The sequence below is a fragment of the Pseudomonas sp. RIT411 genome, assembly GCF_003057735.2.
GTDB classification, from domain to species: Bacteria; Pseudomonadota; Gammaproteobacteria; order Pseudomonadales; family Pseudomonadaceae; genus Chryseomonas; species Chryseomonas oryzihabitans.
Map to the genome: position 1 here is coordinate 47,271 of NZ_QBIZ02000024.1, position 18,291 is coordinate 65,561.

14 protein-coding genes are annotated in these 18,291 nt (G+C 66.6%); 7 read left to right on the plus strand and 7 right to left on the minus strand.

Going from position 1 to position 18,291, the window contains the following annotated elements; genetic code table 11:
- Positions 1–2 precede the first annotated feature (2 nt).
- The 4 genes from DBY63_RS22630 to DBY63_RS22645 form a co-directional block, all read right to left on the minus strand.
- Positions 3–1,238: an MdtA/MuxA family multidrug efflux RND transporter periplasmic adaptor subunit gene (locus DBY63_RS22630; RefSeq protein WP_108582861.1), complete on the minus strand. Its 1,236-nt coding sequence runs from the start codon at positions 1,236–1,238 to the stop codon at positions 3–5.
- 159 nt (positions 1,239–1,397) lie between these two features.
- Positions 1,398–1,898: a thiol peroxidase gene (gene tpx, locus DBY63_RS22635; protein ID WP_108582860.1), complete on the minus strand. Its 501-nt coding sequence runs from the start codon at positions 1,896–1,898 to the stop codon at positions 1,398–1,400.
- A 79-nt stretch (positions 1,899–1,977) separates the two neighbouring features.
- Complete coding sequence (locus DBY63_RS22640) at positions 1,978–5,670, minus strand: translocation/assembly module TamB domain-containing protein (protein ID WP_108582859.1); 3,693 nt, start codon at positions 5,668–5,670, stop codon at positions 1,978–1,980.
- Positions 5,667–7,400 (minus strand): autotransporter assembly complex family protein, encoded by a 1,734-nt coding sequence (locus DBY63_RS22645; RefSeq protein ID WP_219860232.1) that lies wholly within the window; start codon positions 7,398–7,400, stop codon positions 5,667–5,669. Before DBY63_RS22645 ends, DBY63_RS22640 begins: the two co-directional genes overlap by 4 nt.
- Before the next feature lie 121 nt (positions 7,401–7,521).
- Here DBY63_RS22645 and xthA point away from each other — a divergent pair, with 121 nt between their 5' ends.
- Positions 7,522–8,334 carry an exodeoxyribonuclease III gene (xthA, locus tag DBY63_RS22650; protein WP_108582858.1) on the plus strand — a complete coding sequence of 271 codons (813 nt, stop codon included), beginning with the start codon at positions 7,522–7,524 and terminating at the stop codon, positions 8,332–8,334.
- 70 nt (positions 8,335–8,404) lie between these two features.
- The gene (locus tag DBY63_RS22655) at positions 8,405–9,760 is read left to right on the plus strand and encodes a substrate-binding domain-containing protein (protein ID WP_108582857.1); all 1,356 of its coding nucleotides are present in this window, start codon (positions 8,405–8,407) and stop codon (positions 9,758–9,760) included.
- Positions 9,761–9,997: 237 nt separating this feature from the next.
- On the opposite strand, the gene DBY63_RS22660 is transcribed toward DBY63_RS22655, so the two are convergent.
- Positions 9,998–10,408: a DUF192 domain-containing protein gene (locus tag DBY63_RS22660; RefSeq protein ID WP_256594503.1), complete on the minus strand. Its 411-nt coding sequence runs from the start codon at positions 10,406–10,408 to the stop codon at positions 9,998–10,000.
- A 136-nt stretch (positions 10,409–10,544) separates the two neighbouring features.
- On the opposite strand from DBY63_RS22660, the gene DBY63_RS22665 reads away from it, so the two are divergent.
- Both DBY63_RS22665 and DBY63_RS22670 read left to right on the plus strand, forming a co-directional pair.
- A complete protein-coding gene (locus tag DBY63_RS22665) occupies positions 10,545–11,753 on the plus strand; it encodes an MFS transporter (RefSeq protein WP_027599460.1) in 1,209 nt (402 codons plus the stop codon).
- Positions 11,750–12,958, plus strand: a complete 1,209-nt coding sequence (locus DBY63_RS22670) for an MFS transporter (RefSeq protein ID WP_027599461.1) — start codon at positions 11,750–11,752, stop codon at positions 12,956–12,958. Before DBY63_RS22665 ends, DBY63_RS22670 begins: the two co-directional genes overlap by 4 nt.
- A 24-nt stretch (positions 12,959–12,982) precedes the next feature.
- On the opposite strand, the gene DBY63_RS22675 is transcribed toward DBY63_RS22670, so the two are convergent.
- Positions 12,983–13,177 (minus strand): hypothetical protein, encoded by a 195-nt coding sequence (locus DBY63_RS22675; RefSeq protein WP_007158427.1) that lies wholly within the window; start codon positions 13,175–13,177, stop codon positions 12,983–12,985.
- 253 nt (positions 13,178–13,430) lie between these two features.
- On the opposite strand from DBY63_RS22675, the gene DBY63_RS22680 reads away from it, so the two are divergent.
- The 3 genes from DBY63_RS22680 to mqo all read left to right on the plus strand — a co-directional run bounded on the left by DBY63_RS22680 (position 13,431) and on the right by mqo (position 17,627).
- Positions 13,431–13,847, plus strand: a complete 417-nt coding sequence (locus tag DBY63_RS22680) for a response regulator (protein ID WP_027602230.1) — start codon at positions 13,431–13,433, stop codon at positions 13,845–13,847.
- A gap of 239 nt (positions 13,848–14,086) precedes the next feature.
- Complete coding sequence (locus DBY63_RS22685; RefSeq protein WP_027599464.1) at positions 14,087–15,676, plus strand: ABC-F family ATPase; 1,590 nt, start codon at positions 14,087–14,089, stop codon at positions 15,674–15,676.
- 454 nt (positions 15,677–16,130) lie between these two features.
- Entirely contained in the window at positions 16,131–17,627 is a 1,497-nt protein-coding gene (mqo, locus tag DBY63_RS22695) for a malate dehydrogenase (quinone) (RefSeq protein WP_044343209.1), read from the plus strand.
- A gap of 120 nt (positions 17,628–17,747) precedes the next feature.
- On the opposite strand, the gene DBY63_RS22700 is transcribed toward mqo, so the two are convergent.
- Positions 17,748–18,291: gamma-glutamyltransferase (locus DBY63_RS22700; protein ID WP_177411491.1), on the minus strand; the 544-nt coding region annotated here is incomplete at its 5' end.

Sequence of the window (18,291 nt, forward strand, 5' to 3'; positions counted from 1 at the left end):
GGTCAGCCCTGGGTCTTGCCGGGCTTGCGTACCGCCGGCTTGGCCGGTTCGCTGGGCGCCGCCGAGGCCCCGGTGACCACCTCCACCTCGTTGCCCTCGCGCAGGCGATCGGTGCCTTCGGTCACCACCCGGTCACCGGCGGCCAGGCCCTCGGTGACCACGGTCAGGCTGCCGTCATCCGGCCCCAGCTTGAGGCTGCGCACCTGGATCTTGTTGTCGGCCCCGACCACGTAGGCGAAGGTGCCATTGGAGCCGAACTGGATGGAGGCCGAAGGCACCACCAGCGCCTGCTCCAACACCTGTTCACGCACGCGCACGGTCACGAACTGGTTGGGGAACAGCGCCTCGTCGCCGTTGGCGAAACGGGCGCGGAACTTGAGGGTGCCGGTGGCGGTGTCGATCTGGTTGTCGAAGCTCTGCAGGGTGCCGTCGGCGACCTTGCGCGAACCGCCGCGATCCCAGGCTTCGACCGGCAGGGTCTGGCCGGCGCGGGCACGCCTGAGCAATTCGCCCAGCTGGCTTTCCGGCAGGGTGAAGACCACCGAGATCGGCTGGGTCTGGGTGATGACGGCCACCACGGTGCTGTCGTTGGCGGACAGCAGGTTGCCGCCGTCCAGCTGGCGCAGGCCGACGCGCCCGGCGATGGGCGCCTTGATCTGGGTGAAGGCCAGATTCAGCTTGGCATCGGCCACCGCCGCCTGGCTGTTCTTGAGGGTGCCACGGTACTGGTTGACCAGGGCTTCCTGGGTATCCAGGGTCTGCCTGGCGATGCTGTCTTCGCGGAACAGCCCCTGGTAGCGCTTCAGGTCCAGCTCGGCATTACGCAGCTGCGCCTGGTTCTGCTGCAGGGTGCCTTCGGCCTGTTGCAGCGCCACCTCATAGGGACGCGGATCTATGCTGGCCAGCAACTCGCCGGCCTTGACCTTCTGGCCCTCCTCGAAGGCCACCCGCACCAGTTCTCCGGCGACGCGGGTGCGGACATTGACGGTATTGAGCGCCGTCACGGTGCCGATGGACTTGCGCACGATGGGAAAGCTGCGCTGCTCCACCGCCATCACCCGTACCGGCGTGGGGCCGGTCATGCCGAAGGGCGAACGCGCGCCCTTGCCGCCAGCGGCCTCGTTCTTCTGGCCGTGCTGGTGATACCAATACCAGCCACCCGCAGCCACCAGCACCACGAGGACGAGCAGCCACACCAGTCGGCGACGGGAGGAAGAGCGAGGCGAAGAGTCGGACATCGGAAGATACGTACACGCTGGGAAAGGCGGAAGATAAGCAGTAGCGAGACGGCTAACCAGCCCCTTTACCGCGATTTTACCTAAAGCAAAACGGGCAGACACAAAAGGCGCCTGCCCGTTTCGAAGCGCCCACCGCGCAGAGCGGTGGGTTGGCGGCGATCAGCCGAGAACGGCGAGTGCGGCCGCGTAGTCCGGCTCCTGACCGATCTCGGGGACCAGCTCGCTGTGCAGCACCTTGTCCTGCTCGTCCAGCACCACCACGGCGCGGGCGGCCAAGCCTTGCAGCGGACCGCTGGCCAGGGCGACGCCATAGTTGTGCAGGAATTCGGCACCGCGCAGGGTGGAGAGGTTCACCACCTTTTCCAGGCCTTCGGCGCCGCAGAAGCGCTTCTGGGCGAACGGCAGGTCGGCGGAAATGCACAGCACCACGGTGTTATCCAGCTTGTCGACTTCGGCGTTGAACTTGCGCACCGAGGTGGCGCAGGTCGGGGTATCGACGCTGGGGAAGATGTTGAGCACCTTGCGCTTGCCGGCGAGGCTGGCCAGGGTAATGTCCTGCAGATCGCCGTTGACCAGGCTGAACGCCGGGGCCTGCTGGCCGACCTGCGGCAGGTTGCCCTGCACCTCGACCGGGTTGCCACGCAAATTGACGGTTGCCATGAACTGCTCCTTTCTCATGAGACGGGACAGGGAGTAAACACGTTTTCCGCACCCGATCAAAGCGTTACGCGTCCTTGCGTCAAAAATCGCGGCGATAGAAGAAATCCAGGGAGTTGGCCAGACCGCTGGCGATCTCCAAATAGAGCCGGCGGGTGAGCTGGTAACGCAGGGCGACGGTGTTGGCCGAATCGAACACCCCTACCCCATAGCGCACCGACAGCCTGTCGGTGAGATTGCCCGAGGCCACCACGCTGGTCTTGTCCCCCGAACCGGCGGTATCCAGCTGGAAGTTCTGGATACCCAACCGTTGCGCCAGGGCGCCGGCAGTACCTGAGCTGCCGGCCAGGCCGAGGGCCAGTGCCGCCTGACCGAGCACGTTGTTGTCCCCTTCGCTGCCGCTGGAAAGCGGGCGTCCCAGCACCAGGTAGGCCAGCGCCTGCTCCTGGCTCATGCTGGGTTCGGAGAACACCTCGATGCGCGGCTGCTGGGCGAAACCCGAAAGCCGCAGGCCGGCGGTGACGTTCTGCTCCTGCACCACCCGCACGGCTTCCACATCGATATAGGGCTGGGCGATGGGCCCCTGGAAGAACAGCCGTGCGCGTCTCATGGTGAGGCGCTGACCATAGGCGTTGTAGCGACCGTTGCGCAGGTTCAACTCGCCGCGGGTGTCGAGGTTGTCGCCGATGTGCACCTTGCCAACGATTTCGGCGGACAGGCCGAAGGCATCGAAGGTGAGCTTGTCGGATCCGACCAGCACGTCGACGTCCATGGCGATCTGCATCGCCGGCTGCTTGGCCGGAGCCTCCTGGCCGACGATGACGGCATCGTCCGACACCTTGACCGTGGATGGCGGCAGCTGCTGCACCTGGATGCGCCCGCGCGGCACCCGCACCTCGCCGGCCAGGGCCAGGCGGCCGTCCTTCATCAGGATCTTGAGATCGGGCGCCACTTCCAGCTGCGCATAGGGCTCGACATTGACCGGCAGCTTGTCGCCGGTGACCGCCACATTGACGTCCAGGCCGTTGGCCCAGCCGACGCTGCCCCGGATCTGGCCGCGCCCCTGGGTGCCGCTGCGCCAGCCGCCGTCGAGCAGCGCGGTGTCGCCCTGGATGCGGGCGGTCAAGCCGAGGTCCTGCAGGCGCGTCGGCACGCTGCCGCCGCCGATGTCGCCCCCGCTGAGCTGGATCTGGCCGTTGACCCTCGGTTGCAGCAGGGTGCCACCCAGCTCGCCGGCACCGTTGATCTTGCCTTCGAGGTGTTCGATGCCTTCGACGAAGGCCTTGCCGAGGGCCAGATTCAGGCCCTGCAACTGGAAGCGACCGGCCAGCGCCTGGTTCGGATCGCGGGGATCCAGCCGCGCCTGGATGTCGAGTCGGCCAAGATCGGCACTGGTCAGGCGCACCTGGGTGTCCACCTGCTGCGGCTTCAGGGCGCTGGTGACGTCCAGGCTGTCGTAGCTGAAGGTCTGCCACTGGCCAGCGGCGTCGCGCAGCTTGAGGCTGCCACGACCGGCCTGGAGCCGGATTTCGCCATCGGGTCCGGCCTTGGGCAGGCGCAGGTCGACGTCGCCATCGAGGGTGCCCTGCCAGGCCAGTTCCGGGGGCAGCAGCGGTTGCAGACTGGCGAGCGGGAAGGCGCGCAGGTGCCAGGCGAGACGGGTGTCGGGCAGCAGTTGCTGATCGTCGCCACAGAGGCTGGCCGCGCCGGACCGCCAGCAGTGCCGGCCCAGTTCCAGACGCCCGTTGGCCAGGCGCTCGATGCGCGCGGGGCTTTGCAGGGTCCAGTTCTGGCCACTGGCGGCAACCGAGCCGCGGGCCAGTTGGCCTTTCCAGTCACCGTTGTCGGCCAGGGTACCGCCGGCCGTGAGCGCCAGGTTGAGCTGTGGCCCCTTGAGCGACAGCTCGGCCTGCTGCTGGCGGCGATCGCCCTGCCCCTGCAGGCGCAGGACGCCGAAATCGCGCCCGGCCGCCTGCAGACCCTGGGCAGTCAGCTCCAGGTTGCCGCGCTGGCGGTCATCCAGGGTCGCCGCCAGCGCCAGGCTGCTCATGCGGTTGTCGGCATAGGCGAGCTGGCGCCCGTCGAGGCGCAGCTGGCCAGCCGGCGCCTTGAGGGTGCCGGCCAGATCCAGGCGGCCCTGGACGCTGCCGGACAGATCGGGCCAGAGCTGGCCGAGGCGTCGCAGATCCAGTTGCAGCTGGCCCTGCAGCCGTTGATCGAGGGCGCCCTGCCCCTGGATGCGGTTGTCACCCAGGCGGATGTCCAGCTGCGAGACCTGCCACTGCTCGCCGGCGCCCTTGGCCTTGGCTGCCAACACGGCCGGCTGGTTGCGCAGCCGACCCTTGAGATCCAGGTCGGCATCCAGCTGCAGGCGGCCATCCTTGAAGGCACCGGAACTGCGCAGCGGACCGGCCAGGCTGCCGGGCAACTGGGCGACCCAAAAGGCCGGATCCAGGCGGCTCAGATCCAGGGCCACCTGCCAGCTCACGCCCTCGGCGAAGCCCAGGTTGACCTTGCCCTGCGCCCGCCCCTGGCCGGCTTGCAGGTCCAGCGAGGGCAGATTGAGCTGGGTGGTATCGCCGCTGAAGGGGGTGGCCAGGGTGAAGGCGCCGGCCGGACCGGTCGCCGCAGCCTTGAGATTGCCCAGGTAGGCACCATCCCTATAGGCCACCTCGCCCTGCAGACGCTGCAGACTTACCGGGGGCTCCGCCATGGGATACAGCCGGCGCCAGGGAAAGTCGCGCCAATCCAGGGTGGCGTCGGCGGCGAGCCCCTGCTGCCAGTCGATCTGGCCAGCCAGCGCCACACGCTGCTCGGGCGCGGCCTGGAGGCGCAAGGCCGAGATCCGCGCGCCCTTGGCATCGACGCGACCCTCCAGATTCAGGTCCACCGGACCGCCCTCGCCCGGCAGTTTCGCCTGGCCGACCAGGGCGTAGCCCGCAGCCAGATCGCCTCGCGCGGTCAGCTTGAGGTCGTTCAGCCGCAGGGTATCGGGCAGGCTGGCGGCCGCCTTGAAGCCATCGGCCACCAGTTGCAGATCGGCCGGGACGTTGTCCGCCAGCGGCTGCACCGTGCCGGTCAGGCGGCCGGGCAGATAGCCGCTGCTGTCGGCCTCCAGCTGCAAGGTCTTCTGCAATTCGCCGTTCAGCCTGAGCGCCAGCGACCAGGGCGCGGCCTCCGGCGCAGGCAGGCCGAGGGTGCCCTGCAACTGCAGCGGCCAGGCGCCGCTGGGCTGCAACCGGCCGTGGGTATCCAGGGTGATGCCGTGCGCCATTCCGGCTAGGCGCTCGATGGCTATCCCATCAGCCTGCCAGCGGGCCTGGAGCTCCAGGTCGCGGGCCTGTTCGGCGTCGTTGTAGCGGATCTCGCCGATCCGTACCTCACCTAGCTGCACCCCCAGCGGCAAGCCGAGGCTGGGCAACTGGATGGGCCCGCTCTTCTCCGGCGCCGGCTCCGGACTGGGCGCCTGCTCGATGGCGACGCGCGAGGCGACCAGGGTATCGATGCACAGCTGCAGCCTGAGCAGGCAGGCGGGTCGCCAGGCGAATTCGGGCGCCTCGACCGTTACCCGGGTGGCGCCCCCCTCCCAGACCAGCTGCCGGGCCTGCCAATGGCCACCCAGGCGCCCCTGGAAGTCCGTCAGGGTCAGACCCGGCACCCGTTCCAGCACCAGCCGGCTGACGCCGGCGTTGCCCAGCACCAGGGCGAGAAGGAGGATCAGCGCGCCCAGCAGGGCCGCCAGTACGCCGAGGATGACACCGCCTACCGACTTCACAGCTCAGGCCCTATGGAAAAGTGCAGGCGGATACCGCCGGGTTCGTCGAGACCGTGCGCCAAGTCGACGCGGATCGGGCCGACCGGCGAGACCCAGCGTACGCCCACGCCGACGCTGGTCTTGAGTTCGTAGTTGTTGAGGTCGTTGAAGGCGCTGCCCTGGTCGATGAAGGTGGCCAGCCGCCACTTGTCGCGCAGGGGATACTGGTATTCGACCCCGCCGGCGACCAGGTAGCGACCGCCCACGTAGTCGCCTTCGTCGTTTTCCGGCGACAGGGTCTGGTAGTCGTAGCCGCGAACGCTCTGGTCACCGCCGGCGAAGAAGCGCAGCGATGGCGGGACCTTGTTGTAGCCATTGGTGAAGTTGCCGCCCAGCTGCAGGCGTCCGAGGAAGCGGTGCCCGTCGCCCACCGTGATCAGGCCACGGGCCAGCGCCGTGGTGTGGATCATGTTGGCATCCGAGAGCAACCCCTCCTTCGCCGCCGAGACGCCGAATTGCAGGCGATAGCCGCGATTGGGGTCGATGCGGTTGTCGCTGCGCAGCAGGGAGAAATCCACCCCAGGCATCACCAGGTTGGAGGTGCCCTCATCGTCGCCCAGCCGATAGCTTTCGTTGCGCCACTTGAGCGAGAGCACCCGCTCCCAGCCGTTGGGAAACTTGCGATGCCACTCGGGACCCACGGTCAGCAACTGGCTGAGGGAGTCGTCGTTGGCGATCTGCTCGTACTGGTAGCCGCCGGCGAAGCGGAACTTGTCGTTGATCGGGTCCTGGCCGGGAATGTCGTACCAGGTGGCGATGCTCTGGCGTGGCGCCGACAACTCGGCCTCGGCGCCCAGGCTGTGGCCCTGGGGATTGAGCCAGTGATTTTCCCAGGTGAATCTCAGCCGCGGACCGACATCGGTGGAGTAGCCGGGGCCGAAACCGAAGGTGCGCGGCTTGCGCGTGCGCAGAGTAACCGTCACCGGCACCTCGGCGGCGCCATCCTGCTTGGGATAGGTATCGAGCCGCGCCCCATCGAAGAAGCCGCTGGCCAACAGATTGCTCTGGAAATCGGCGATCAGCTCGGAATCGTAGGGCGTCCCCTGGGCGAAGGGCACCATGCGCTGAAGCAGATCGGGATCGAAGGGCGCATCCCCTTCGAAGGACACCTTGCCGAGGACGAAACGCGGCCCGCTGTCGAACACCAGGGCGATGTCGGCAAATCCGGTGGCAGGGTCGATCCGGAGCTGGTGCTGGGTAAAGGTGCCGCGAAAGAAACCATACCGTTGCGCCTGATTCTGGATCAGGCTCTTGGCGTCTTCGTAGAGGCCCTGGTTGAGCGGCTGGCCAGCCTTGAGTCCGGCCGGTATCGGCTGGCGAAAGGCGCGCAACTCGCGCGCCGGGCCTTCGATACGGATATCCACGTTGCGCAGCCTGACCGGCTCGCCGGGGCGTACCTCGACCACCAGCCGTGGCGTCTCCCCCGGCTCGACGCGGGTCTCGATCTGCGCATGGTAGTAGCCGAGCGCCTGGGCCGCCTGCTCGGCCTGCCGCTCCGTCGCCGGGCGTAGGCGTTGCAACCCAGCGACATCGCGCCCTTCGACGGAGCCGATATACGCCTGGATGTTGTCTCGCAAGGCGTTATTGGCAGGCTGGACGCGAACGCTGACTTCGGCGGGTGCCGCCCAGGCCACGCCGTGCAGACAACAAATTCCAATCAGGGCGCGGCGTAGAGCGTTCGGCTTATTCATACAGGGATGCTAACGGGCGTTGCGCTGTGAGACAAACGGGAGTGGCCAGGGTTCGCCTGGCTGCCGCTTCGGCGACAGGCTTTCTGCTAGGCTAGGGCCATCCACGTTTAGGGAGGGCGTCATGAAGGTAGTTTGCTTCAATATCAATGGCTTGCGCGCAAGACCTCATCAACTTTCTGCCATCATCGAACGCTATGAGCCGGATGTGATCGGACTGCAGGAAACCAAGGTCTCGGATGACCAGTTTCCCCGGGCCGAGGTCGAGGCCCTGGGTTATCACGTGCACTACCATGGCCAGAAGGGTCATTACGGCGTGGCCCTGCTGTCGCGCCTGGCGCCCCTGGAGTTGCACAAGGGCTTTCCCGGCGATGGCGAGGAGTCCCAGAAGAGATTCATCTATGGCGTCTTCACCGACCGCCAGGGTCAGCCGCTGGTGGTCATGAACGGGTATTTTCCCCAAGGCGAGAACATCGCCCATCCGACAAAATTCCCTGGCAAGAGGAAGTTCTACGCGGATCTTCAGAATCTACTTGAAGAACGTTTCTCGCCGGACACGCCCTTGCTGCTGATGGGCGACTTCAATATCTCGTCCCAGGATCGCGATATCGGCATCGGCGCCGCCAATGCCAAGCGCTGGCTGCGTACCGGCGCCTGCAGCTTCCAGCCAGAAGAACGCGAATGGATGCAGCGGCTGCTGGGCTGGGGTCTGGTCGACAGCTATCGCCATCTGCATCCCGAAGTCGACGATCGCTTCAGCTGGTTCCCCTATCGCAGCCGCGGTTTCGAGGACGAACCCAAGCGCGGCCTGCGCATCGACACCATCCTCGCTTCGCGGGCCTTGCGCGAGCGCATCGTCTCCGCCGGGGTGGACTACGAGATCCGCGGCATGGAGAAACCCTCCGACCATGCGCCGATCTGGCTGGAATTGGCGTGAGCGGCTGTCACATCGACGTCATGCGGCATGCCTAAGGTGTCGGCCTCGCCTTTAGGCTCGAGGCCGACCCATGAATTGCTCCGCCCCGGTATTCCGCCGCGCCTTTCTGCGGCGAGCGGTGCTCGCGACCCTGCTTCCTCTGCTGCCCTCACCCCTGTTGGCCAGCGAATCCACGACCATCCTCCTGCGCCTGCAGGGCTCCAACACCATCAATGCCCGGCTCGGGCCACGTCTGGTCGCGGCCCTGCTCGCCGAACGCGGCTATCGGGATCCACAGGTGGTGCCCACCGCCGTCATGGACGAATGGCACCTGATGGCCCGAGCCCCGCAGGGCAATACCGTGGCCGTGCAGATCGCGGCCCATGGCTCCAGTACCGGCTTTACCGCCCTAGCCGCGGGCGCGACCGATCTCGCCGCGGCCTCGCGCCCCATCACCGATAGCGAAGTGAGTGCCCTGGCCAATCTGGGTGACCTGCGCAGCAAGGAAGCGGAATACGTCATCGGCCTGGATGGTCTGGCGATCATCGTGCATCCCGGTAATCCGCTGCGGCAACTCGATCTGCAGCAGCTGGCGCAGGCCTTCTCCGGCGACGTTGGCGACTGGCAGCAACTGGGCGGCACGCCCGGCCCGATCCGGATCTATGCGCGGGATGACCGCTCGGGTACCTACGACACCTTTCGCGAGCTGGTCCTGAATCCGGCTGGCAAACGCCTGAGCGCCGCCGCCCGGCGCTTCGAGTCCAACGAGGAATTGGCGCAGCGGGTGGCCGACGACCCCGCCGGCATAGGCTTCACCAGCCTGGCGGCGGCTGCCGGGTCGCCAAAGCTCGCCCTGCGCGACGGTGAAGGCCGCGCCATCGCCCCCAGCGAAGCCAGCATCGCCACCGAAGACTATCCACTCGCCCGCCGCCTCTTTCTCTATGCACCGCCGGCCCAGCGTTCGGACTGGACGCGGAGCCTGCTGGAATTCAGCCAGACCCCGGCGGGCCAGGCGGTGGTGCAGCAAAGCGGCTTCGTCGCCCAGCGCATCGAGCCTCTGACCATAGGCGACACCCGCGGCATGCCCCCGGCCTACAGCGAGCTGGCGCGCCGGGCGCAGCGCCTCACGGTCAACTTCCGCTTCACCGCCGGCAGCGCACGTCTGGACAACAAGGCGCTGCGCGATGTCGAGCGGCTGGCCGCCTTCATGCGCCAGCCCGAGAACGCCAACCGGCAGCTGATCCTGGTGGGCTTCAACGATGCCACCGAGGATCCGGCACGGGCATCTCTGCTGGCGCGTCTGCGGGCCACCGCGGTGGCCACGGCGCTGCGCCATCAGCAGGCGTTCGCTAGCGAAGTGCTCTCCCTGGGTGACCAGTTGCCGGTTGCCGGGCTGTCAGCCAATGGCCGGGTCAAGAACCGGCGTGTCGAGGCCTGGATCCATTAGCGATCGCCTGGCTGATTCTTTGGCGGAAAACGGTAGGAAGCAACGGACGGCGTCATCGCCTTCGTGGGTAGAGGGCAGTTGCCGAGTCACCTGGATACAGATGCCGACTGCGTTTCGAGCGCTACTCTGTACTTAAAGTGATTTCTCACAAAATACCTAGACTCAACACTAAAATAATCTCTCAAGCTCATGTTTTTGAATGACTTTTAAATAATAAAATACTTCAATTACACGCGCTCACCGGGATGCACGCGCCACTCCTTCCAATCCCTGTACGGATTCGCCCGGCTTGATCCCACGCGCCGCAAACCAGCCGGCCTGGGCCTCCAGCGCATAGCGCGCCGGCGCCCTCGAGCAGTGCCGGGTATCGGTCAGCGGCAGCATCTCGACCGTGTTGAGGATCCTGCCGCTGGCATCGATGAAGGCGGCGGCCAGCGCGCTGGGGGTATCGCGCATCCACAGGCAGCGCTCGTCATCCCCAGCGAAGACGAACAGCATGCCCTCGCGAGCAGCCAGTGGCGGTCGCCCCATCAATCCCTGGGCCCGTTGCGCCGGTGTCGCCGCCACCTCGACGGCCAGGCGCTGCCCACCGATGCGCAGTTCGATCCGCTCCGCCGCCCAGCCGGGCAAGGCCACCCACGCGGCCAACAGCAGCAGACCACCCCAGCCAGTGCCTGGCGCCCGCTTCGCTCCCTCTCGAGCGTGGACAAAAAATGTCATCGCATGTGACCTTTACCGGACGAAAGCAATCTATCCCACATTGTCAGACAACCTCTCGAGTCCGATGTCGACCGCCAGCCTACCGCCCGCACCCTCACCCGCTCTGGCCACCCGCATCACCCTGGGTACGGTGCTCTTCACCTTTATCGCCTACCTTACCATCGGCATTCCCCTGGCCGTGCTGCCGGGCTATGTGCACGACCAGCTGGGCTTCAACTCCATCATCGCCGGCCTGGTGATCAGCAGTCAGTACCTGGCGACGCTGTTCTCGCGCTCCCATGCCGGCCGCATCATCGACACCGTCGGCGCCAAGCAGTCGGTGCTCTACGGCATGCTCGGCTGCGGGCTCAGCGGCGTGCTGATGCTGGCGTCGGTGCTCTTGCAGGCCTGGCCCTGGGTCAGCCTCGTCGCCCTGCTGCTCGGCCGACTGGTGCTGGGCTGCGCCGAAAGCCTTTCGGGGACCGGCGCCATCTCCTGGGCGATCGGTCGGGTCGGTCCGACCAACACCGCCAAGGTGATCTCCTGGAACGGCGTCGCGAGCTATGGCGCCCTGGCCATAGGCGCGCCGCTGGGCGTAGTGCTGGTGGATACCCTGGGGCTGTGGATCATGGGTGTCAGCATCATCGGCCTGGCCGCCCTGGGCTATCGCATCGCCAAGCCCCGCCCGCCCATCGTCCCGGTCCGCGGCGAGCGCCTGCCCTTCACCACGGTGCTGGGCCGGGTCCTGCCCTTCGGGCTCGGCCTGGCGCTGGGCGGCATCGGCTTCGGCACCCTGGCAACCTTCATCACCCTCTATTACGCCAGTCAGGGCTGGAGCGGCGCGGCCCTATGCCTGACCGTGTTCGGTTCCTTCTTCATCGGGGTACGCCTGGTCTGCGCCAACGCCATCAATCGCCACGGTGGCTTTCGTGTCGCCATCGTCAGCCTGGCGGTGGAAGCCGTCGGCCTGGCCGTCCTCTGGCTGGCCCCCAGCGTGACCACCGCCCTGGTAGGCGCGGCGCTCACCGGCATCGGTTTCTCGCTGGTATTCCCGGCGCTGGCCGTGGAGGCGGTGCAGCGGGTGCCGTCCTCCAACCGGGGTGCCGCCCTGGCCGGCTATTCGGTGTTCATCGACCTCTCCCTGGCGGTGACCGGTCCGCTGATCGGGGCCGTGGCCACCCATTTCGGCTATGCCGCGAGCTTTCTCTGCGCCGCGCTGGCCGCGCTGGCAGGCCTGGCGCTCAGCGTTCGCCTCCTCTGCCGTTTCGACGAGTCCTCTCGAGAACAGCCATGACCACGACCGCCCCAGCCGCCAGCTCCCTCGCCGTCACGCTGCGTATCGTTTCCATCGTCGTCTTCAGCTTCCTGCTGTTCCTGGCGATCGGCCTGCCGCTGGCGATCCTGCCGGGCTATGTGCACGACGATCTCGGCTACGGCTCGGTCATCGCGGGACTGGCGATCAGCATCCAGTACCTCGCCACCCTCTTCACCCGCCCCCTGGCCGGCAAGCTGGCCGACAGCATCGGCGCCAAGCGCGGGGTGATCTACGGCCTGTTTGGCTGCGTCGCCTGTGGCGTGCTCACCCTGCTGGCCACCTCGCTGCAAAGCGTGCCTGGCCTCAGCCTGGGCCTACTGATCGTCGGCAGGATCATTCTCGGCATGTCCCAGGCCATGATAGGCACTGGCTGCCTGAGCTGGGGCATGGGCAGCGTCGGCATGCAGCACGTCAGCAAGGTAATCTCCTGGAATGGCATCGCCGCCTATGGCGCCCTGGCCCTGGGCGCCCCCCTGGGCGTGGCCATGGTCGCGGGTCTGGGCCTGTGGAGCCTGGGCGTGGCTATCGCGCTGCTTGGCGCCCTGGGTCTGGCCCTGGCCTGGAACAAGGAGCCGGCACCGGTGATTCCCGGTGAGCGACTGCCCTTTCACAAGGTGTTCTGGCGCATCAGCCCCTTTGGCCTCTGCCTGCTGCTGAGCTCCATCGGCTTTGGCGCCATCGCCACCTTCGTCACGCTCTACTACGCGAGCAACGGCTGGCCCAATGCCGCCTTTTGCCTGACCGCCTTTGGCGCCGCCTTCATCTGCGCGCGACTGCTGTTCGCCGGCACCATCAACAAGCTGGGTGGTTTTCGGGTCGCCCTGGCCTGTTTCACCGTCGAGACCCTGGGTCTGCTGCTGCTCTGGCTGGCGGTCACGCCGCAGATGGCACTGATCGGCGCGGCCATGGCCGGGTTCGGGCTGTCGCTGGTCTATCCAGCCCTGGGTGTGGAAGCCATCGTCAAGGTTCCCCCGACCAACCGTAGCGCCGCCCTGGGCGCCTATTCGCTGTGCCTGGATCTGGCCCTGGGCATCACCGGTCCACTGGCCGGCGCTATCGCCAATGGCTTCGGCTTCAGCGCCATTTTCCTCTTCGCCGGCCTCATGGCCCTGGCTGGCCTGGGGCTCAGCGCCCTGCTCTATCACCGGGCGCTGCGCGAACGCCCTGACCTGACGCCGGCCTGACCGCAGGTGAAATCGGATGCGCGCCTACAGCGGACCGGGATCCGGAATCGGCGCTGGCGGCTTGGCCGGCTCGGTCAGGTTCTCGACCACTTCGTCGGGGATCTCGGTATCGATCTCCTCGTCAGCCATGTCGGAATCGTTCAGCGGTGCCTGATCGCCACCCAGCCAGAGGGCGAGCGGGGACGTGGTATCGGGCGCGGGAGAAAGAGAAAGGATCATGCCGTGGCTCCTGTGCCGGTCGGTCTCAGAGGTTAGTAGGTCGGCGGCGCCAGATGTTTCATCCTGACGCTTACCGCACGTCGCCCGACTGCCAAGCGGCGTCGACCCCTTGCCAGAGCCTTCGCGCGAGTCAGCTGCCTGGACCTAGAGGCTCATCCCTAAAAAAGCTGAGTGCTGATCCGGGCCATTGGCCAGCAGCCTGGCCCAAGGCTGACTAGACTTCAGGTATTTCTCCACTCCAGACTGCCTGCCTATGGATACGCCGACCCGCTCCGCCAGCACCCCGAATCTGCTCGCCGTCGTGGCCGAGGACGAACTGCTGCTCCAGGCACTGGTCCGCGAGGTCCTCAAGCAGGAAGGCTTCCATGTCGAGACCTTCGGCACTGCCGATGCCGCCCTGCAGTTTCTCGAGCTGCACTGGCAGCAGGTCAATGTGGTGGTGTCGAACGTGCGGATGCCGGGCGTGATCGACGGCGTCCAGTTGGCGAAGATCGTCAGTGAACGCTGGCCCGCGGTGCCCTTCGTACTGATGTCCGGCTACGCCGGCCTGAGAAACGACATTCCGTCCGGGGTGCCCTTTCTGCACAAGCCGTGGACACTGGATCAGCTGACCGAAGCGATCTGGAAAGTGGTACCCCGGCCTGGCACCCCCGACCCGACCGCCCGCTAGTCCAGCGACACCCGGCCGCCGCCCGCCCCGTACAAAGGAACTCGCAGCTATGACACAATAGGCGGCATGTCGGGCGCCGCCCGCCTTTACCGCAGCCCAGCCAGGCCGCCGCGCATCGTCGCGACCCCTCGACCCTGCCCGCTGGAGCTCTGCCCATCCGATCGAAACGCCCCGCCCAAGCCGCCCGCCGGCTCGGGTCGCAGGCGAGCTCCGGTCTGAAACCCCTACAGGTACCCCCCTTGATCTCCACCGCTAACATCACCATGCAGTTTGGCGCCAAGCCGCTGTTCGAGAACGTATCCGTCAAATTCGGCAACGGCCATCGCTACGGCCTGATCGGCGCCAACGGCTGCGGCAAGTCCACCTTCATGAAGATTCTCGGCGGTGACCTGGAACCCACTGGCGGCCAGGTGATGCTCGAGCCCAACGTGCGCCTGGGCAAGCTGCGCCAGGACCAGTTCGCCTACGAGGATTGCACGGTCATCGACACCGTGATCATGGGCCATGCCGAGCTGGCCAAGGTCAAGGCCGAGCGCGACCGCATCTATTCCCTCCCGGAAATGAGCGAAGACGACGGCATGGCCGTGGCCGAGCTGGAGGTCCAGTTCGCCGAATACGACGGCTACACCGCCGAAGCCCGTGCCGGCGAACTGCTGCTGGGCCTGGGCATCCCCCAGGACCAGCACTTCGGCCCCATGAGCGCCGTCGCCCCCGGTTGGAAGCTGCGCGTACTGCTGGCCCAGGCGCTCTTCTCCGATCCGGAACTGCTGCTGCTCGACGAACCGACCAACCACCTGGACATCAACACCATCCGCTGGCTGGAAGGCATCCTGGTCGCCCGCAACAGCACCATGATCATCATTTCCCACGATCGCCACTTCCTGAACAGCGTCTGCACCCACATGGCCGACCTGGATTACGGCGAACTGCGCCTGTTCCCCGGCAACTACGACGAGTACATGACCGCGGCCACCCAGGCCCGCGAGCGCCTGCTGTCGGACAACGCCAAGAAGAAGGCCCAGATCGCCGAGCTGCAGCAGTTCGTCAGCCGCTTCTCGGCCAACGCCTCCAAGGCCAAGCAGGCCACCAGCCGGGCGCGTCAGATCGACAAGATCCAGCTGGACGAGGTCAAGCCGTCCAGCCGCGTCAGCCCCTTCATCCGCTTCGAGCAGTACAAGAAGCTGCACCGCCAGGCGGTGACCCTGGAAAACGTCACGCAGGGCTTCGACGGCACCCCGCTGTTCAAGCGTCTCGGCCTGCAGATCGAAGCCGGCGAGCGGGTCGCCATCATCGGCCCCAACGGGATCGGCAAGACCACCCTGCTGCGCACCCTGGTGGGCGAGATGGCGCCGCAGAGCGGCGAGGTGAAGTGGACCGACAGCGCGGACGTGGGCTACTTCGCCCAGGACCACGCCGAGGACTTCGCCGACGACGTCACCCTGTTCGACTGGATGGGTCAGTGGACCCAGGGCGGCGAACAGATGGTGCGCGGCACCCTGGGTCGCATGCTGTTCTCCAGCGACGACATCCAGAAGTCGGTCAAGGTCATCTCCGGTGGCGAACAGGGTCGCATGCTGTTCGGCAAGCTGATCCTGAAGAAGCCCAATGTGCTGGTGATGGATGAACCCACCAACCACCTGGACATGGAATCCATCGAGGCGCTGAACCTGGCGCTGGAAAACTATCCGGGCACCCTGATCTTCGTCAGCCACGACCGCGAATTCGTCTCCTCGCTGGCCACCCGCATCCTCGACATGAGCGAGGCCGGGGTGGTGGATTTCAGCGGCAGCTACGACGACTACCTGCGCAGCCAGGGCATCAACGGCTGAGACGAGGTTCGTGTAGTGGGTCGCGACACCCACTACACGAATAAAATAGAGGGTGCCCTAAGCAGTTACCCTAGGTATCATTTCGCACCGAAACGGGTACTCGACCAGGATCGCCGCGATCATCACCTATCGTTTGCGCCGGGAGACCAGGGGTCTCCTGCCACGTCTCGTAACACGTAGCGCCCCCTTCCGGCACGCTCGACGGGTTCCCTGTCGCATCCTGATCTCCCCGCCTGGTACCGGCCGCCGCCGGTCCGCCAGGACCCTTGCTCCCCACTCAACAAACCAGAACATTGCCGGACGGCCGCTGTCGCAACTGACTGCCATGCCCTACCGGTTGCTCACCCCTGCCCGGCCGTTCGCGGTCAGCCCGGGGTTGCCCAACTCGAGGGCGGGCTCCGACGCCCGCTCTCCCTCAGGTGTAAAGCGAGACACTGTCTCAGGAGTACGATGAATGCACAGTGGTAACGAAGAGTCGGATTTCGTTTTCGTCGGCGCGGGAATCATGAGCGCGACCCTGGCGGTCATGCTCAAGGAACTGGAGCCCACGAGCACCGTCGAGGTGCTCGAACTGCTCGACGTAGGCGCGGCGGAGAGTTCCAACCCCTGGAACAACGCCGGAACCGGCCATGCGGCCCTCTGCGAGCTGAACTACACGCCGGAAAAGGCGGACGGCAGCATCGACATCACCAAGGCCCTCAGCATCAACGGCATGTTCGAGGCCTCCAAGCAGTTCTGGTCCTACCTGGTCGAGGAAGGCCACTTCGGCTCGCCGCGCGCCTTCATCAGCCCGGTGCCGCACATGTCCTTCGTCCATGGCGCCAAGGACATGGCCTTCCTGCGCAAGCGCTACGAGGCCCTCAAGGACCACGCCTGCTTCGACGGCATGGAGTATTCCGAGGATCACGCCAAGCTGCGCGAGTGGATGCCCCTGGTGATGGAAGGCCGGCCGGCCACCGAAGCCGTAGCCGCGACCCATGTGGCCGGGGGTACCGACGTCAACTTCGGCGCCCTGACCATGAGCCTGCTCGGTCACCTGCAGACCCGTCCCGGCACCCAGGTCCGCTACAACCAGAAGGTGGTGGACCTGACCCGCGAGGCCGACCAGCGCTGGCGCCTGACCATCGAGGACAGTCGTTCCGGGGCCACCCGCACCCTGATCGCCAAGTTCGTCTTCCTCGGCGCCGGTGGCGCGGCCCTGCCGCTGCTGCAGAAGTCCGGCATCCCCGAGGGCGCCGGCTACGGTGGCTTCCCGGTGAGCGGCCAGTGGCTGCGCTGCGACGATCCGCACATCGTCGAACGGCACCAGGCCAAGGTCTACGGCCTGGCCGGCGTCAACTCGCCGCCGATGTCGGTCCCGCACCTGGACACCCGCGTGGTGGATGGCAAGAAGTCCCTGCTGTTCGGCCCCTTCGCCGGCTTCACCACCAAGTTCCTCAAGCGTGGCTCCTTCCTCGACCTGCCCAAGTCGATCAAGTCGGGCAACATTGGCCCCATGCTCGCCGTGGCGCGGGACAACATGCCGCTGACCCGCTACCTGGTCGGCCAGGTGCTGCAGTCCTTCGACCAGCGTGTCGAGGAACTGCGGGCCTTCTACCCGGCCGTGCGCAAGCAGGACTGGCGTCTGGAAGTGGCGGGCCAGCGGGTGCAGATCATCAAGAAGGACCCGCAGAAAGGCGGCGTGCTGCAATTCGGCACCGAGATCGTCGCCTCCGGCGACGGCACCATCGCCGCGCTGCTGGGCGCCTCCCCGGGTGCCTCCACCTCGGTGTCCATCATGCTGACCCTGGTCGAGCGCTGCTTCCCCAGCCGCTTCCAGAGCGAGGACTGGCAGGCCAAGCTGCGCAAGATGTTCCCGGCCTTCGGTCACAAGCTGGCGGAAGAGCCCGAACTGCTGCGCGAAGTGCGCGAGCGCACCACCCGCGTCCTGCAACTCGACCAGCCGGCCTGACCCCACCTGGATGGCCCACTGGCGGGCCATCCCTGCGCCTGACGTCCCCACCCCGGCAAACCGCCCCCTCTCCTCTTGGGAGAGGGTTGGGGTGAGGGGCTATCGCCTTCCGACGCCGGCCTAATCCCCCAGCGCCGCGCCCTCCCGCCGCGGATCGGCACCGCCCTGCCAACCCGAGCCCATTCGGCGTATCACCTGGATGCCGCTGGTCATCTCGTCTTCGCGTACCTGGTGCCCACGCTGCTCCAGTGCCTGGCGCAAGGCCGGGGTGGTCTCGCCGCGCTCCAGCTCGGTGGGGCCGTTACGGCTGCCGAAATTCGGCAGGCCCGCAGCCGCCTGGGGATCCAGCTGCCAGTCCAGCAAGCCGACCAGGGTCTTGACCACATAGCCGGCGATCTGCGAACCGCCCGGCGAGCCCAGGGCCGCCAGCAGCTCGCCACTCTGGCGGTCGAACACCAGGGTTGGCGACATGGTCGAGCGCGGTCGCTTGCCCGGCTCCACCCGGTTGGCCACCGGCAGGCCCTTCTCCCGCGGCACGAAGGAAAAGTCCGTCAGCTGATTGTTGAGCATGAAGCCCTTCACCATCAGGTGGGAGCCGAAGTAGCTCTCCACCGTGGTGGTCATGGACAGGGCGCCACCCCAGGCATCCGCCGCCACCACCTGG

Bases quoted from the DNA above. Each gene is read 5' to 3' on its own strand.
- DBY63_RS22630 (WP_108582861.1), bottom strand. From the start codon at position 1,238: ATGTCCGACTCTTCGCCTCGCTCTTCCTCCCGTCGCCGACTGGTGTGG.
- tpx (WP_108582860.1), bottom strand. From the start codon at position 1,898: ATGGCAACCGTCAATTTGCGTGGCAACCCGGTCGAGGTGCAGGGCAAC.
- DBY63_RS22645 (WP_219860232.1), bottom strand. From the start codon at position 7,400: ATGAATAAGCCGAACGCTCTACGCCGCGCCCTGATTGGAATTTGTTGT.
- xthA (WP_108582858.1), top strand. From the start codon at position 7,522: ATGAAGGTAGTTTGCTTCAATATCAATGGCTTGCGCGCAAGACCTCAT.
- DBY63_RS22655 (WP_108582857.1), top strand. From the start codon at position 8,405: ATGAATTGCTCCGCCCCGGTATTCCGCCGCGCCTTTCTGCGGCGAGCG.
- DBY63_RS22665 (WP_027599460.1), top strand. From the start codon at position 10,545: ATGTCGACCGCCAGCCTACCGCCCGCACCCTCACCCGCTCTGGCCACC.
- DBY63_RS22670 (WP_027599461.1), top strand. From the start codon at position 11,750: ATGACCACGACCGCCCCAGCCGCCAGCTCCCTCGCCGTCACGCTGCGT.
- DBY63_RS22675 (WP_007158427.1), bottom strand. From the start codon at position 13,177: ATGATCCTTTCTCTTTCTCCCGCGCCCGATACCACGTCCCCGCTCGCC.
- DBY63_RS22680 (WP_027602230.1), top strand. From the start codon at position 13,431: ATGGATACGCCGACCCGCTCCGCCAGCACCCCGAATCTGCTCGCCGTC.
- mqo (WP_044343209.1), top strand. From the start codon at position 16,131: ATGCACAGTGGTAACGAAGAGTCGGATTTCGTTTTCGTCGGCGCGGGA.